The organism is Enterobacter cloacae complex sp. P15RS (genome assembly GCF_014895905.1).
GTDB classification, from domain to species: Bacteria; Pseudomonadota; Gammaproteobacteria; order Enterobacterales; family Enterobacteriaceae; genus Enterobacter; species Enterobacter quasihormaechei.
In genome coordinates this window covers 1-15,167 of record NZ_JADBQL010000033.1, presented here as the reverse complement: position 1 = coordinate 15,167, position 15,167 = coordinate 1, and the positions used below count along the sequence as shown (strand labels likewise).

The 15,167-nt window shown below is 57.8% G+C and carries 13 protein-coding genes and 1 tRNA gene; 10 read left to right on the top strand and 4 right to left on the bottom strand.

All coding sequences use genetic code 11. The annotated features are described in order from the left end of the window. Nucleotides 1-7 precede the first annotated feature (7 nt). Nucleotides 8-1,228: an arginine deiminase gene (arcA, locus tag IM267_RS18535; protein ID WP_193034025.1), complete on the bottom strand. Its 1,221-nt coding sequence runs from the start codon at nucleotides 1,226-1,228 to the stop codon at nucleotides 8-10. Nucleotides 1,229-1,903: 675 nt separating this feature from the next. Here arcA and IM267_RS18530 point away from each other — a divergent pair. The 5 genes from IM267_RS18530 to IM267_RS18510 all read left to right on the top strand — a co-directional run bounded on the left by IM267_RS18530 (nucleotide 1,904) and on the right by IM267_RS18510 (nucleotide 8,682). Next, entirely contained in the window at nucleotides 1,904-2,356 is a 453-nt protein-coding gene (locus tag IM267_RS18530; protein ID WP_193034024.1) for a YhcH/YjgK/YiaL family protein, read from the top strand. A gap of 204 nt (nucleotides 2,357-2,560) precedes the next feature. Then, nucleotides 2,561-3,469 carry a 2-keto-3-deoxygluconate aldolase gene (gene yagE, locus IM267_RS18525; protein WP_193034023.1) on the top strand — a complete coding sequence of 303 codons (909 nt, stop codon included), beginning with the start codon at nucleotides 2,561-2,563 and terminating at the stop codon, nucleotides 3,467-3,469. A 14-nt stretch (nucleotides 3,470-3,483) separates the two neighbouring features. After that, the gene (gene yagF, locus IM267_RS18520; RefSeq protein ID WP_193034022.1) at nucleotides 3,484-5,451 is read left to right on the top strand and encodes a xylonate dehydratase YagF; all 1,968 of its coding nucleotides are present in this window, start codon (nucleotides 3,484-3,486) and stop codon (nucleotides 5,449-5,451) included. Between the two features lie 226 nt (nucleotides 5,452-5,677). Next, nucleotides 5,678-7,060: an MFS transporter gene (locus tag IM267_RS18515; protein WP_193034021.1), complete on the top strand. Its 1,383-nt coding sequence runs from the start codon at nucleotides 5,678-5,680 to the stop codon at nucleotides 7,058-7,060. Nucleotides 7,061-7,071: 11 nt separating this feature from the next. Further along, nucleotides 7,072-8,682, top strand: coding sequence for a glycoside hydrolase family 43 protein (locus IM267_RS18510; RefSeq protein WP_193034020.1), 1,611 nt, complete (start codon nucleotides 7,072-7,074; stop codon nucleotides 8,680-8,682). Here IM267_RS18510 and xynR read toward each other — a convergent pair. The 3 genes from xynR to IM267_RS21365 all read right to left on the bottom strand — a co-directional run bounded on the left by xynR (nucleotide 8,667) and on the right by IM267_RS21365 (nucleotide 10,684). Continuing rightward, nucleotides 8,667-9,428 (bottom strand): DNA-binding transcriptional repressor XynR, encoded by a 762-nt coding sequence (gene xynR, locus IM267_RS18505; RefSeq protein ID WP_193034019.1) that lies wholly within the window; start codon nucleotides 9,426-9,428, stop codon nucleotides 8,667-8,669. The two genes, IM267_RS18510 and xynR, sit on opposite strands and share 16 nt — an antisense overlap. 186 nt (nucleotides 9,429-9,614) lie before the next feature. After that, entirely contained in the window at nucleotides 9,615-10,619 is a 1,005-nt protein-coding gene (gene argF / locus IM267_RS18500) for an ornithine carbamoyltransferase (protein ID WP_193034018.1), read from the bottom strand. After that, nucleotides 10,589-10,684, bottom strand: a complete 96-nt coding sequence (locus IM267_RS21365) for a hypothetical protein (RefSeq protein WP_226848185.1) — start codon at nucleotides 10,682-10,684, stop codon at nucleotides 10,589-10,591. Before IM267_RS21365 ends, argF begins: the two co-directional genes overlap by 31 nt. Nucleotides 10,685-10,783: 99 nt before the next feature. Between IM267_RS21365 and rraB the strand changes: the two genes are divergently transcribed. From rraB to IM267_RS18475, 5 genes are all read left to right on the top strand, one after another. Beyond that, the gene (gene rraB, locus IM267_RS18495; RefSeq protein WP_017694625.1) at nucleotides 10,784-11,209 is read left to right on the top strand and encodes a ribonuclease E inhibitor RraB; all 426 of its coding nucleotides are present in this window, start codon (nucleotides 10,784-10,786) and stop codon (nucleotides 11,207-11,209) included. A gap of 46 nt (nucleotides 11,210-11,255) precedes the next feature. After that, nucleotides 11,256-12,014, top strand: a complete 759-nt coding sequence (gene miaE, locus IM267_RS18490; protein ID WP_193034017.1) for a tRNA isopentenyl-2-thiomethyl-A-37 hydroxylase MiaE — start codon at nucleotides 11,256-11,258, stop codon at nucleotides 12,012-12,014. 30 nt (nucleotides 12,015-12,044) lie between these two features. Continuing rightward, nucleotides 12,045-12,767, top strand: coding sequence for a topoisomerase II (locus IM267_RS18485; protein ID WP_193034016.1), 723 nt, complete (start codon nucleotides 12,045-12,047; stop codon nucleotides 12,765-12,767). A 106-nt stretch (nucleotides 12,768-12,873) separates the two neighbouring features. Next, a tRNA-Leu gene (locus IM267_RS18480) sits at nucleotides 12,874-12,958 on the top strand. 220 nt (nucleotides 12,959-13,178) lie between these two features. Further along, complete coding sequence (locus tag IM267_RS18475; RefSeq protein WP_193034015.1) at nucleotides 13,179-14,855, top strand: integrase arm-type DNA-binding domain-containing protein; 1,677 nt, start codon at nucleotides 13,179-13,181, stop codon at nucleotides 14,853-14,855. Nucleotides 14,856-15,167 lie beyond the last annotated feature (312 nt).

Genomic DNA, 15,167 nt, shown 5'->3' with positions numbered 1-15,167 from the left:
TGGCTCCTTAAATTCCGTCGCGTTCCAGTGGGCAGCTCATGCAGCGCGCGCCGCCGCGACCGCGTCCCAGCTCGTCGCCGGTGATCGGCAGCACGGTGATGCCCGCTTTGTCGTACTTCTCGTTGGTCCAGACGTTACGCTCGTAGCCGATCACCACGCCCGGGCGGATGGTCAGAACGTTGTTGGCGTCGTTCCACTGCTCGCGTTCGGCTTCAAAGGCGTCGCCGCCGGTGGTGATCAGGCGGACCTGGTTAATGCCGAGGGCTTTCTCAATGGCGTGCAGCAGGTCGGTTTCCTGCGTGCGCAGCAGGCCGCCGCGTCCGTCCGGGGTGAGCGTCCAGCACTGGGCGTCTTTGCGCACCACTTCCGGATAGACGGAGAAGGTGTCCACGTCGATGTGGGTCATCACCGTATCGAGGTGCATGCAGGAGCGGTGTTTTGGCAGCTCAACGGCAATCACGCGTTCGGCCTGACGGTGTTTAAACAGGCTGTTGGCGAGGAACTCCACGCCCTGCGGCGTCGTGCGCTCGGACATGCCGATCAATACCGCCCCGCGGCCAATCACCAGTACGTCTCCGCCTTCTAAGGTGGCGTGGTCATAATTAATATTCTCGTCGCCGAAATACTTAATAAAATCGCCGTCGGCAAATGCCGGGTGCCAGCGATATATCGCGCGCAGATTATTGGTTTCACGCTGGCGGGCGGGTTTCGCCATCGGGTTAATGGACACGCCGTTATAAATCCAGCAGGAGGTATCGCGGGTAAATAAGTGGTTCGGCAGCGGCTTCATAATAAAATCATTCGCCGTGTGGGTATCCACCACCATATTTTTAATGGCTGCCGGAATTTCGCCGTAGGTTAATCCCCCGCTTAATCGCCGCGCCAGTTCGCGGTGCGGCATATCCGCCAGCCAGCCGCGCACGTCGCCGGCAAAGGTTGGCCCGAGGCGATAGTCGGAAATTTGCGTTTCAAGAAGCCAGGCCTTCGCTTCTGCAATATCAAGCGTTTGCGTGAGCAGGTCGGTCAACAGCAGGACTTCCACACCCTGCTCGCGCAGCGTGTTTGCGAAGATGTCATGCTCTTCACCCGCCCGTTCAACCGACAGTACATCATCAAATAACAGCTCCTGACAGTTTGAGGGGGTTAACCGCTTCAGGCTTAAATTAGGGCGGTGCAGCATAACGCTACGCAATTGACCAATTTCAGAACCGACGTAATGCTTTTCCATAATTATTCCTTTAACTGTTTTTCAGAATAAAAAGGGCATGCGCCATGTGAGGTGTTTAATTACATGGCGGCTAAGCTCAATTGATTTCGTGATTCATAGTAGGCGCTTAAATAACGGTTATTGTGACATTGCTCACGCGAAAAACGATATTAAGGCGTTTGTTTTCATTTGCATGATTCGCATCAGATAATGATTAAATTGTTATTACTGGAGGATGAATAGCTAAGCGGAAACGGGTGGCATTATTTGATGTTGTTATTATTTTGTAGAATTACATATTTGGACATATTTAGTTATATTATTGATTTTAAACGATAAAATATCAAGGTGAGAATGGCTATGCAATTAATGCAATTAACTATTTTTGACTTAAGAAAAATCAATAAATAATTATGGCGTTATAAAGGAAATAACCAGAGTGGTAAAGTGTGACGTGGCCGCAGGTTTTGTGATTTAGGCTGTAATTTCAATTGGTTATATTGATTCAGTGGCGCGAGCCGGGTGAGGTTATGCATAACCACTGCATAAATGCCTGACTGCAATTAACAGCAAATTAACACATTTCCCGATAAACATGCGCTTGCGCAAAAGTTGCCTAAAAAGGGGTGGCGGGGAGAGAACAATTTTCGTATAAAAGATGGAAATGAAACGGTGTTTTAATTTGAGGGCGATACCATGATCGTGGGCAACATTCATCATCTCCAGTCCTGGCTACCAGAAGAACTGCGCCAGGCCATTGAGCACGTTAAGGCGCACGTTACCGACGCGACGCGGACCGGCAAGCACGACATCAACGGCGACCGCCTGTTTTATCTGGTGTCAGAAGACATGACCCAGCCTTTCGCCGAGCGCCGCGCCGAGTACCACGCGCGCTATCTGGATATCCAGATTGTGCTGAAAGGTCAGGAAGGGATGACGTTCAGCACCCTGCCGCACGGTACGCCGGACACCGACTGGCTGGCGGACAAAGACATCGCGTTCCTGCCGGAAGGCGAGCAGGAGAAAACCGTGGTGCTGAGCGAAGGGGATTTCGTGGTGTTTTACCCGGGCGAAGTGCATAAGCCGCTGTGCGCGGTGGGGGAGCCTGCTAAGGTCAGAAAAGTGGTTGTTAAAATGCTGGTGAAGTAATTCTTTACCCCTCACCCTAACCCTCGCCCCTTTGGGGAGAGGGCCGGGTGAGGGGCGAGCGGGCAATATGTGATCCAGCTTAAACTTCCCACACTCCCTCCTTATCTCCCATTTACCTCTCCTTTTCCTGCGTCATAGTATGATCGTTAAATTAATGAACGCTGTTCTATAATGTAGAACAAAATGATTCAACAAGGAGATCTCATGCCGCAGTCCGCGTTGTTCACGGGAATCATTCCCCCTGTCTCCACGATATTTACCGCCGACGGCCAGCTTGATGAGCAGGGCACCGCCGCGCTGATCGACGACCTCATCGCTGCGGGCGTTGACGGCCTGTTCTTCCTGGGCAGCGGCGGCGAGTTCTCCCAGCTCGGCGCCGAAGAGCGTAAAACCATTGCCCGCTTTACTATCGATCATGTCGATCGCCGGGTGCCGGTCCTGATCGGAACCGGCGGCACCAACGCCCGGGAAACCATTGAACTGAGCCAGCACGCGCAGCAGGCGGGCGCGGACGGCATCGTGGTGATCAACCCCTACTACTGGAAGGTATCGGAAGCTAACCTGATCCGCTACTTCGAGCAGGTGGCGGACAGCGTCACGCTGCCGGTGATGCTCTATAACTTCCCGGCGCTGACCGGGCAGGATCTGACTCCGGCGCTGGTCAAAACCCTGGCCGACTCGCGCAGCAATATTATCGGCATTAAAGACACCATCGACTCCGTCGCCCACCTGCGCAGCATGATCCTCACCGTTAAAGCCGCTCATCCGCACTTCACCGTGCTGTGCGGCTACGACGATCATCTGTTTAATACCCTGCTGCTCGGCGGCGACGGGGCGATTTCGGCCAGCGGCAACTTTGCCCCGCAGGTGTCGGTGAATCTTCTGAAAGCCTGGCGGGATAAAGACGTGGCGAAAGCGGCTGAGTATCATCAAACCCTGCTGCAAATACCGCAGATGTATCAGCTGGATACGCCGTTCGTGAACGTCATTAAAGAGGCGATTGTGCTCTGCGGCCGCCCGATTTCCACGCACGTGCTACCGCCCGCGTCAGCGCTGGACGAGCCGCGTAAGGCGCAGCTGAAAACCCTGTTACAACAGCTCAAGCTCTGCTGAGCCGGACGATAACGATGACCATTGAAAAAATTTTCACCCCACAGGACGATGCGTTTTATGCGGTGATTACCCATGCAGCGGGGCCGCAGGGCGCGCTGCCGCTGACCCCGCAGATGCTGATGGAATCCCCCAGCGGCAACCTGTTCGGCATGACGCAGAACGCCGGGATGGGCTGGGACGCCAATAAGCTGACCGGCAAAGAGGTGCTGATTATCGGTACTCAGGGCGGTATTCGCGCCGGGGACGGGCGCCCGGTTGCGCTGGGCTACCACACCGGGCACTGGGAGATCGTCATGCAGATGCAGGCGGCGGCGAAGGAGATCACCCGCAACGGCGGGATCCCGTTTGCGGCCTTCGTCAGCGATCCGTGCGACGGGCGCTCGCAGGGCACCCACGGCATGTTCGACTCTCTGCCGTACCGCAACGACGCGGCGATCGTGTTTCGTCGTCTGATCCGCTCCCTGCCCACGCGCCGGGCGGTGATCGGCGTAGCCACCTGCGATAAAGGGTTGCCCGCTACCATGATCGCCCTGGCTTCGATGCACGACCTGCCGACCATTCTGGTGCCGGGCGGGGCGACGTTGCCGCCGACCGTGGGGGAAGATGCGGGTAAGGTGCAGACCATCGGCGCGCGCTTTGCCAACCACGAGCTCTCCTTGCAGGAGGCCGCCGAGCTGGGCTGTCGCGCCTGCGCGTCGCCGGGCGGCGGGTGTCAGTTCCTCGGCACGGCGGGCACCTCGCAGGTGGTGGCGGAGGCGCTGGGGCTGGCGCTGCCGCACTCCGCGCTGGCGCCGTCCGGGCAGGCGGTGTGGCTGGAGATCGCCCGCCAGTCGGCGCGGGCGGTGAGCGAGCTGGATAACCGCGGCATCACCACGCGCGATATCCTCACCGATAAAGCCATCGAAAACGCCATGGTGATCCACGCGGCGTTCGGCGGCTCCACGAACTTACTGCTGCACATCCCGGCCATCGCCCACGCGGCGGGCTGTACGATCCCGGACGTAGAGCACTGGACGCGCGTCAACCGCAGGGTACCGCGTCTGGTGAGCGTGCTGCCCAACGGCCCGGACTACCACCCGACCGTGCGGGCGTTTCTCGCAGGCGGCGTGCCGGAAGTGATGCTCCACCTGCGCGATCTTGGCCTGCTGCACCTGGATGCCATGACCGTCACCGGCCAGACGGTGGGCGAGAACCTCGACTGGTGGCAGGCGTCCGAGCGCCGTAAACGCTTCCGCCAGTGCCTGCGCGAGCAGGACGGCGTGGAGCCGGATGACGTGATCCTGCCGCCGGAGAAAGCCAAAGCGAAAGGGCTGACCTCGACGGTCTGCTTCCCGACGGGCAACATCGCGCCGGAAGGTTCGGTGATCAAGGCCACGGCGATCGACCCGTCGGTAGTGGGGGAAGATGGCGTTTACCGCCACACCGGCCGGGTGCGGGTATTTGTCTCGGAAGCGCAGGCGATCAAGGCCATCAAGCGGGAAGAGATTGCGCAGGGGGATATCATGGTGGTGATCGGCGGCGGGCCGTCCGGCACCGGCATGGAGGAGACCTACCAGCTCACCTCCGCGCTGAAGCATATCTCGTGGGGCAAAACGGTGTCGTTAATCACCGATGCGCGCTTCTCGGGCGTGTCGACGGGCGCCTGCTTCGGTCATGTGTCGCCGGAAGCGCTGGCAGGCGGGCCGATTGGCAAGCTGCGCGACAACGACATCATCGAGATTGCCGTCGACCGCCTGACATTAACAGGCAGCGTGAACTTTATCGGCACGGCGGACAACCCGCTGACGCCGGAGGAGGGCGCACGCGAGCTGGCAGGGCGGCAGACGCACCCGGACCTGCACGCCCACGACTTTTTGCCGGACGATACACGGCTGTGGGCGGCATTGCAGTCGGTGAGCGGCGGCACCTGGAAAGGCTGTATTTATGACACCGATAAAATCATCGAGGTAATTAACGCCGGTAAAAAAGCGCTCGGACTTTAATTATTTTGTGAGATAAAACCGTCTGCGGAAAATAATCCACGGACGGCTTTTTCGTGTCTGTAATTGATTATTTAAAACAACGGCTTGAGATATATCGTTGGCGTCACAAAAGCAAAATAACGTAATTCAGAAATAAGATATGACCATTGCTGGTTAATTGAACAGCTCATTACACTCCATTAACACGATGTTGTAATTCAGCACACTACCAAAGGGTGTAATTCTGATGACGCAATTAACCATGAAAGACAAAATTGGCTACGGGCTGGGTGACACCGCCTGCGGCTTCGTCTGGCAGGCCACGATGTTCCTGCTGGCCTATTTCTACACCGACGTGTTTGGCCTGTCGGCGGGTATTATGGGGACGCTGTTTTTAGTCTCCCGCGTGCTCGACGCCGTGACCGACCCGCTGATGGGGCTGCTGGTAGACCGCACCCGCACGCGGCACGGCCAGTTCCGCCCGTTCCTGCTGTGGGGCGCCATCCCGTTTGGCATCGTCTGCATGCTGACCTTCTACACGCCGGACTTCTCCGCGCAGGGCAAAATCATCTACGCCTGCGCGACCTACATCCTCCTGACCCTGGTTTACACCTTCGTTAACGTCCCGTACTGCGCCATGCCGGGAGTGATCACCGCTGACCCGAAAGAGCGCCACGCCCTACAGTCCTGGCGTTTCTTCCTCGCCGCGGCGGGCTCGCTCGCCATCAGCGGCATCGCGCTGCCGCTGGTCAGCATCATCGGCAAGGGGGATGAGCAGGTGGGGTATTTCGGCGCCATGTGCGTGCTGGGGCTGACCGGCGTGGTGCTGCTCTACGTCTGCTTCTTCACCACCAAAGAGCGCTACACCTTTGAGGTGCAGCCGGGCTCGTCGGTGGCCAAAGATCTCAGGCTGCTGCTGGGCAACGGCCAGTGGCGCATCATGTGCGCGTTCAAGATGATGGCGACCTGCTCTAACGTGGTGCGCGGCGGGGCGACGCTCTACTTCGTGAAATACGTGATGGATCACCCGGAGATGGCGACGCAGTTTTTACTCTACGGCAGCCTCGCCACCATGTTCGGCTCGCTCTGCTCGTCCCGCCTGCTGGGCCGATTCGACCGCGTCACCGCTTTTAAGTGGATCATCGTCGCCTACTCGCTCATCAGCCTGCTGATTTTCTTCACCCCGGCCGAGCACATCGCGCTGATTTTCGCCCTTAACATCCTGTTCCTGTTCGTCTTCAACACCACCACGCCGCTACAGTGGCTGATGGCCTCTGACGTGGTGGATTACGAGGAGAGCCGCAGCGGGCGTCGCCTCGACGGGCTGGTGTTCTCGACCTACCTGTTCAGCCTGAAGATTGGCCTGGCGATTGGCGGGGCGGTGGTGGGCTGGATCCTGGCCTGGGTGAACTATTCCGCCAGCAGCAGCGTGCAACCGGTTGAGGTGCTCACCACCATCAAAATTCTGTTCTGCGTGGTGCCGGTGGTGCTCTACGCGGGCATGTTCTTCATGCTGTTGTTCTACAAGCTCACCGACGACCGCGTGGAGGCCATCAGCCAGCAGCTGATCAAACACCGCGCGGCGCAGGGCGAGGCCGTACCCGACGCCGCGACAGCCGCATCCCATTAACCGGAGGCAACATGGAAATTACTAACCCGATCCTGACCGGCTTCAACCCGGACCCGTCCCTGTGCCGTCAGGGCGAGGACTACTACATCGCCACCTCAACCTTCGAGTGGTTCCCGGGCGTGCGCATCTACCACTCCCGCGACCTGAAAAACTGGTCGCTGGTCAGCACCCCGCTGGATCGCGTGTCGATGCTGGACATGAAGGGCAACCCGGACTCCGGCGGTATCTGGGCGCCGTGCCTGAGCTACGCCGACGGCAAATTCTGGCTGCTCTATACCGACGTGAAGATTGTCGACTCGCCGTGGAAAAATGGCCGCAACTTCCTCGTCACCGCGCCGTCCATTGAGGGGCCGTGGAGCGAGCCGATCCCAATGGGCAACGGCGGGTTCGATCCGTCCCTGTTCCACGACGACGATGGGCGTAAATACTACCTCTACCGCCCGTGGGGGCCGCGTCACCACAGCAACCCGCACAACACCATTGTGATGCAGGAGTTTGATCCGCAGACCGGAACGCTCTCGCCCGAGCGCAAAACCCTGTTTACCGGCACGCCGCTCTGCTACACCGAAGGGGCACATCTTTATCGCCACGCGGGCTGGTACTACCTGATGGTTGCCGAAGGCGGCACCAGCTACGAGCACGCGGTCGTGGTACTGCGTTCCAAAAATATCGACGGGCCGTACGAGCTGCATCCGGACGTAACGATGATGACCAGCTGGCACCTGCCGGAGAACCCGCTGCAAAAGAGCGGCCACGGCTCGCTGCTGCAAACCCATACGGGAGAATGGTACATGGCCTACCTCACCAGCCGCCCGCTGCGTCTGCCCGGCGTGCCGCTGCTGGCCTCCGGCGGGCGCGGCTACTGCCCGCTGGGGCGCGAGACCGGCATCGCCCGCATTGCGTGGCGCGACGGCTGGCCGTACGTGGAAGGCGGCAAACACGCGCAGCTGACCGTGCCCGGCCCGCAGGTGGCGGAGCAGCCCGCAGCCGATCAGGGTAACTGGCGTGATGATTTCGACGGCAGTACGCTTGACCCTGAATTGCAGACCCTGCGCATTCCGTTCGACGACACCCTCGGCTCGCTCACCGCGCGCCCGGGCTACTTACGGCTCTACGGCAACGACTCGCTCAACTCGACTTTCACCCAGTCGACCGTGGCGCGCCGCTGGCAGCACTTCACCTTCCGGGCCGAGACGCGGATGCAGTTCTCGGCGGTTCACTTCCAGCAGAGCGCGGGGCTGACCTGCTACTACAACAGCAAAAACTGGAGCTACTGCTTTATGGACTACGAGGAGGGGCTGGGGAGGACCATCAAGGTGATCCAGCTCGACCACAACGTGCCGTCGTGGCCGCTGCACGAGCAGCCCATTCCGGTGCCGGAACATGCCGAGAGCGTCTGGCTGCGGGTGGACGTGGATACGCTGGTCTACCGCTACAGCTACTCGTTTGACGGCGAGACGTGGCACGCCGTGCCGGTGACGTATGAGGCGTGGAAGCTGTCGGACGATTACATCGGCGGGCGTGGCTTCTTTACCGGCGCGTTTGTGGGGCTGCACTGCGAGGACATCAGCGGCGACGGCTGTCACGCGGACTTCGACTATTTCACCTACGAGCCGGTATAGCCCAGCGCGCGTGAGAGCTCGAGCCCGGCCTGCTGAAGCTGCTCGAGGAAGCGGGCCAGCTCGGCGTCGTCCACGCGGGAGGTGAGCGTCGACAGGCTCAGGGCGGCAATCACGCGGGATTCGTGGTTCCACACCGGCACCGCCACGCAGCGCACGCCCTGCTCGTTCTCTTCGCTGTCCAGGGCATAGCCCTGCTCGCGGGTCTGCGCCAGGGCGGCCATTAAGGCTTCACGAGAGACGAGGGTCGCGGGAGTAAAGGTGGTGTACTGATAGCCCTCCAGCAGGGCGTTCAGCTCGGCCTCGCCCAGCCAGGCAATCAACACCTTGCCGATGGCGGTGGCGTGAACCGGCAGGCGGCGGCCGATGCGCGAATAGGCGATGGCGGCCAGCTTGCCTTCAATCTTCTCGATATATACCCCTTCATGCCCGTCCAGGATCCCCAGATGGGTGGTCTGCCCGGTCCGCTGTGACAGCTCCGTCAGCCAGCCTTTCGCCTTTTGCCGGATATCGATGGAGCCCACGACAAAATGACCGCGCTCGACCAGCTTCATGCCGAGGCGATATTTGCCGTTCTCCGGATTCTGATCGATATAGCCGTGAAGCTGGAGGGTTTTCAGCAGCGAGTGGAGGGTGCTCTTGCTCAGCCCCATCAGTTTGCTGATGTCGGTGATCTTAAGCTCGGTGGCCTGCTCGTTGAACAGGTCGAGGATCTGCAACGCACGTTCAACAGACTGAATAATCGGCATAATGCTGGCATGTCCACGCTGGAATGAAGGCGAAAACGTACCTTTTTCGGGGTGAAAAATCAATGAAGGGGAGCCGGTTTGCCCGGCGGCGCTTCGCTTGCACGGGCCTACGGGACTTGTAGGCCGGGTAAGCGCAGCGCCACCCGGCAAGAAGATCGCACCGAATCAATAACGTGGGAGAGGGGATCACTCCCCAAGCGTCGCCACCATCACCGCCTTAATCGTATGCATCCGGTTTTCCGCCTGGTCGAACACGATGCTTGCCGCCGACTCAAACACCTCGTCCGTCACCTCCATCCCGCCGTGCAGGTCGAACTCCTTCGCCATCTGCTTGCCGAGCGTGGTCTGGTCGTCATGGAACGCTGGCAGACAGTGCAGGAACTTCACGTCCGGATTGCCGGTCAGCGCCATCATCTGCGCGTTCACCTGATACCCCCGCAGCAGCGCAATCCGCTCCGCCCACTTCTCTTTGGCTTCGCCCATCGACACCCAGACGTCGGTATAGATAAAGTCCGCGCCCTTCACGCCCGCCGCCACGTCTTCCGTCAGGGTGATTTTGCCGCCGTGCTTCTCCGCCAGCGCGCTGCACTCCGCCACCAGGCTCTCTTCCGGCCAGCAGGCTTTCGGGGCCACCAGGCGCAGATCCAGCCCGGTCAGCGCCGCCGCTTCCAGCATCGAGTTGCCCATGTTGTTGCGCGCGTCGCCCGCGTAGACCAGCGTCATCTCGTTAAACGCCTTGCCCGGCAGGTGCTCCTGCATGGTCAGCAGGTCCGCCAGCAGCTGCGTCGGGTGGTACTCGTTGGTCAGCCCGTTCCACACCGGCACGCCCGCATACTGCGCCAGCGTTTCGACCACGTCCTGGCCGTGACCGCGATACTGAATGCCGTCGTACATCCGCCCGAGCACCCGCGCTGTGTCCTTAATTGACTCTTTATGCCCAATCTGGCTGCCGCTCGGCCCTAAATAAGTGACGCGTGCGCCCTGGTCAAATGCGGCAACTTCGAAAGAGCATCGTGTACGGGTCGAGTCTTTTTCGAAGATGAGCGCGATGTTTTTACCGGTAAGCTTCTGTACTTCCTTGCCCTTTTTTTTATCGGCCTTGAGCTGTGCGGCAAGGGTCAGCAGAGAAGTGAACTGTGCAGGGGTAAAGTCGAGCAATTTCAGAAAGTGTTTCTTGTACAAATCGGCCATTTTATCCTCGCATGGCGAACGCCGCTTATTGAATTAAAATTCACTTTATATGTGTAATTATTCATTTGCAACCCCGTTTCACAAATCTTTCCAACAAAGGTGGAGGCAAACCCGTCCGTGTGTGAAAATAGAAGTATCTGCCGCACTTTAAAGAGGATTGAGCCATGGCAAACCCGGAATTACTGGAAGAGCAACGCGAAGAGACGCGTCTGATTATTGAAGAACTGCTGGAAGACGGTAGCGATCCGGACGCGCTGTACACCATCGAACACCATTTCTCTGCGGACGACTTTGAAGCGCTGGAAAAAATGGCCGTGGAAGCTTTCAAGCTGGGTTACGAAGTGACCGAGCCGGAAGAGCTGGAAGTGGAAGAGGGCGACACCGTCATCTGCTGCGACATCCTGAGCGAAGGCGCGCTGAAGGCGGAGCTAATCGACGCGCAGGTCGAACAACTGATGAACCTGGCCGAGAAGTTTGAAGTGGAATACGACGGCTGGGGAACCTACTTCGAAGATCCGAACGGTGAAGACGGCGAAGAAGGCGACGACGAAGATTATGTCGACGAAGACGACGACGGCGTGCGTCACTAAGTGATTCAGGCGGTGGCGCGCGCCACCGCTTTTTCAAGGCAGAACCATGGATTACCCGCAGATACTCGCCCCCGTACTCAACTTCCTCCAGTGCCCGACCCCGCAAGCATGGATTGATAAAGCCCGCGACCCGGCGAACCTGCCGCTGCTGCTCACCGACCACATGGTGTGCGAGCTCAAGGCCGCCCAGACCGCGCTGCTGCTGGTGCGTAAATACGTCGCCGACGAAAGCGGTGCCGACGCGCTGCTCGAGTGGCTCAAGCCCTACGAACAGTTCACCTTTCGCGACGGTCCGGAGCCGGACTTCATCGCCCTGCATAAGCAGATTGGCAAAAGCGTAATGCCCAAAACCGACGACCCGTGGGGCCAGGCGCTCATCGACAGCATGGTGCTGCTGATCAAAGAGGAGCTGCACCACTTCTGGCAGGTGCGCGAGGCGATGCTGGCGCGAGACATTCCGTACGTCAAAATCACCGCCAGCCGCTACGCCAAAGGGATGCTGAAGGAAGTGCGCACTCACGAACCGCTGACGCTGATCGACAAGCTCATCTGCGGCGCCTACATCGAAGCCCGCTCCTGCGAGCGCTTCGCCGCGCTGGCCCCGTTCCTCGACGACGATTTGCAGAAGTTCTATCTCTCGCTGCTGCGCTCAGAAGCGCGCCACTACCAGGACTACCTGACGCTGGCCCGGCAGGTAAGCGACGACGATATCTCACCGCGCATACAGCATTTTGGCGAAATTGAAGCCACACTTATCTCGACACCGGACCACGAGTTTCGCTTCCACAGCGGCGTGCCGGTGTAAACCGGCATAACGCAAGGATAAGGATGCGAGATGAAAAAAACGTGGATCAGTACGGTCATTGTTATTGTCGCGGCTGCCGCCGTGGCGTTCTGGGTCTTCTTCGACAGGCAGCGCGCTCCGGAAGCGCAAATTGATACCGCCCTTAACGCGATGCCCGCCTGGCAGGTGATCAAGGAGCAGGAGCCTGTGCTGCATCAGCGCATCCTCGACCAGATGGCCGCCCTGCAAAAGGCCGGCGAGCCGGAGCAGCACATTATCGACACCATCCAGCCGCAGATCCTGCATTTGCAGATGACGCGTCTGCAAAACGCCCCGGACGCCAACGTGGTGAACTACATGACCATCAACATGGAGCAGACCGCCGCCATCCAGAAGGTGAGCGACGACGCCTGCTTCCGCTTCCTCTACCCGATGGTGAAGGGCGGCATCAACCCGATGCGCATGCTGGATAAAGACCTGATGACCCGGCGCATGCAGGCCGATGCCGACATGATGCGCGCGGCCTACGGCAAAAACCGCCACACCGTGACCCAGGCCGAACGCGAGGCGGCTGTCGAGGATGTCCGACCGATTATGAAGGCGCTTTCCGATAAGTACGGCGAGGACATCCAGCTGTTGCAGATGCCGGAGAAGGCGGAAGGCAAGGAAAAGCTCTCCTGCGATATGGTGCAGGCGATGTGGGCGAAGGTGCTGGCGCTGCCGGAGCAGAAGGCGGCGGGGGTGATTCGGCTGGCGGTGTCTGAGCTGGAGTGACAAAGGGCGCTGGTTTTTTGGGCACTTAGCGCGGGTTTCGCGCGTCGTCGCTTGCATGGCGGCGCGCGACAGGTATAATCCACAACGTTTCCGCATCCCCTTCAGTGCCGAAGTGGCGAAATCGGTAGACGCAGTTGATTCAAAATCAACCGTAGAAATACGTGCCGGTTCGAGTCCGGCCTTCGGCACCAAGTGATGCAATAATTAGCTACCTAAGGGTAGCTTTTTTTGTGTCCATTTACGTCCAAATTCGGCCATACCCGTCTGTAATTCAAAGATAATTTATTTTTCGCCAATAACCATATTTATTTTGCGGCCTTTCCGTGTTGGTCATTTTTCATCCATTGACATCCACGTGATTTGGGGGCAAAAAAGGGGGCAAACCCGGTTCGATAGAGGAGTGACCCCCAAATGGCGCTTACAGATCTCGCAATCCGGCATGCCAGGCCGCTTGGCAAGGCATACAGGCTCTCTGACTGTCACGGTCTTTACATTCAGGTTAACCCCAGCGGATCTAAGCTGTGGTATCTGAAATTTCGCTTTGGAAACAAAGAGAACCGTATGGCATTAGGCCCTTATCCGTTTATTTCTCTCGCACTGGCAAGGGAGAAGCAAGCGGATATAAGAAGGCTTATTTTAGAAGGCATTAATCCGGCGGAAAAACGCAGAGAGGAAAAGCGGGGTGGAGAGCCCCTTTATACGTTCGAGTCCGTGGCGCGCGAATGGGTCTCCAGCAACGTGAACTGGTCGGCAGAACATAAGAAGCGGGTGTTGCGCTATTTCGAGCTTTACGTCTTTCCCACGAACGGTAGCTGCGACATTGCAAAAATGAAGGTCAAAGACCTGCTGGTACCCATCAAAGAGGTGGAGAAAGCGGGCAAACTGGATGTCGCTTCTCGTCTCCAGCAACGTACCGCCTGCGTGATGCGTTACGCCGTCCAGAACGGCATTATCGATCATAACCCTGCATCAGATTTAACTGGCGCGGTCTCCACGCCCAAAGTACGTCACCATCCAGCGCTGGATTTGAATCTTATCCCTGATTTCCTGGAAAGAGTCGACGATTTCAAAGGACGTAAGCTGACTCAACTGGCGGTAAAGCTGGCGCTGTTGCTGTTTATTCGCTCCAGCGAACTGCGCTTTGCCCGCTGGGATGAAATTGACCTGCATAACGCCATGTGGACCATCCCCGCTGAGCGTGAGCCGATCCCCGGCGTTAAGTTCTCTGCGCGCGGTGCGAAGATGCGTTCTCCTCACCTGGTCCCTCTATCACATCAGGCCATCGAACTGTTGCACGAGGTGCGGCAGCATTGCCGACCGGGAACTGAACTGGTTTTCCCTGGTGACCACAATTACCGCAAACCGATGAGTGAAAACACCATCAACAAAGCGCTGCGGGTGATGGGCTACGACACCCAGAAAGATGTCTGTGGCCACGGTTTTCGCACTATGGCCTGTAGCGCGCTGGTGGAGTCGGGCCTGTGGTCAAGCGACGCTGTAGAGCGCCAAATGAGCCATCAGGAGCGCAAGCGCGTTCGTGCAGCGTATATCCACAAGGCGCAGCATCTCGAAGAACGTCGGGAGATGATGCAGTGGTGGGCCGATTATCTGGATGCAAACCGGTTCAGGCATGTGGTGCCGTATGGCTTCAAAAAATCGCAGGGAGGCGCACTCGACCATATGAGCTTCCAGGAGCGCAATGACCGGCAGCTAGAGGAGCTGAAAGCCAGAATACTCGCTGACTCGGATTGGCTGACGGCGTCTGAATTATCCGCAAAAGCGGGCTTTCGTTCCGCCGATCCTGATGCTGGCCCGAAAGGCTGGAAAGCCGCCGGGAAGATATTCTCGCTGAAGGTCTACGGGGAGGATTTGTATCCGGATTATGTTCTGGATGAGAAAATGCGGCCTCTTAAGGTTGTGAGGTTGATACTCTCGCTGTTTAAGGAACGCAAAACGCCGTGGGGACTGGCTATCTGGTTTGGTTCGGCAAACCGCAGGTTGAGAGGTGGGAAGCCGAAAGATTTATTGGTGTCAAAGTCAGAGTTGGTTTTGATGGCGGCGCAGGATGAAGTGGAGTCGGGGGAGTAGGAATGATGGTGGTATTTAGTTATTACTAGATTTGGGCTGTTTTTGCTGGGGGGTTGACAACGGGAACAACTGAATGAGCTAGAATTCTTTGATTTGAAAATCATTAAACGTTGCAAAAGATTTGGCCTAATTGTTTCTTTTGTTGGATTATTTTTACAGGTTAATAAAAGTCGAGAATTCATTTTGTTGAAGCAAATCTTTCTTTAATAATAAATACTTATTAAATAAGAATGAATAAATATTTAGAATATTCAGTGCTTTTATTATTAGGATGCTTGCATGGCCCTCTAAGGATCTCTGGTAATATTATAT

Bases quoted from the DNA above. Each gene is read 5' to 3' on its own strand.
- IM267_RS18475 (WP_193034015.1), top strand. From the start codon at position 13,179: ATGGCGCTTACAGATCTCGCAATCCGGCATGCCAGGCCGCTTGGCAAG.
- argF (WP_193034018.1), bottom strand. From the start codon at position 10,619: ATGGCCGATTTGTACAAGAAACACTTTCTGAAATTGCTCGACTTTACC.
- yagF (WP_193034022.1), top strand. From the start codon at position 3,484: ATGACCATTGAAAAAATTTTCACCCCACAGGACGATGCGTTTTATGCG.
- IM267_RS18485 (WP_193034016.1), top strand. From the start codon at position 12,045: ATGAAAAAAACGTGGATCAGTACGGTCATTGTTATTGTCGCGGCTGCC.
- IM267_RS18515 (WP_193034021.1), top strand. From the start codon at position 5,678: ATGACGCAATTAACCATGAAAGACAAAATTGGCTACGGGCTGGGTGAC.
- IM267_RS21365 (WP_226848185.1), bottom strand. From the start codon at position 10,684: ATGAATAATTACACATATAAAGTGAATTTTAATTCAATAAGCGGCGTT.
- IM267_RS18530 (WP_193034024.1), top strand. From the start codon at position 1,904: ATGATCGTGGGCAACATTCATCATCTCCAGTCCTGGCTACCAGAAGAA.
- IM267_RS18510 (WP_193034020.1), top strand. From the start codon at position 7,072: ATGGAAATTACTAACCCGATCCTGACCGGCTTCAACCCGGACCCGTCC.
- xynR (WP_193034019.1), bottom strand. From the start codon at position 9,428: ATGCCGATTATTCAGTCTGTTGAACGTGCGTTGCAGATCCTCGACCTG.
- yagE (WP_193034023.1), top strand. From the start codon at position 2,561: ATGCCGCAGTCCGCGTTGTTCACGGGAATCATTCCCCCTGTCTCCACG.
- miaE (WP_193034017.1), top strand. From the start codon at position 11,256: ATGGATTACCCGCAGATACTCGCCCCCGTACTCAACTTCCTCCAGTGC.
- arcA (WP_193034025.1), bottom strand. From the start codon at position 1,228: ATGGAAAAGCATTACGTCGGTTCTGAAATTGGTCAATTGCGTAGCGTT.
- rraB (WP_017694625.1), top strand. From the start codon at position 10,784: ATGGCAAACCCGGAATTACTGGAAGAGCAACGCGAAGAGACGCGTCTG.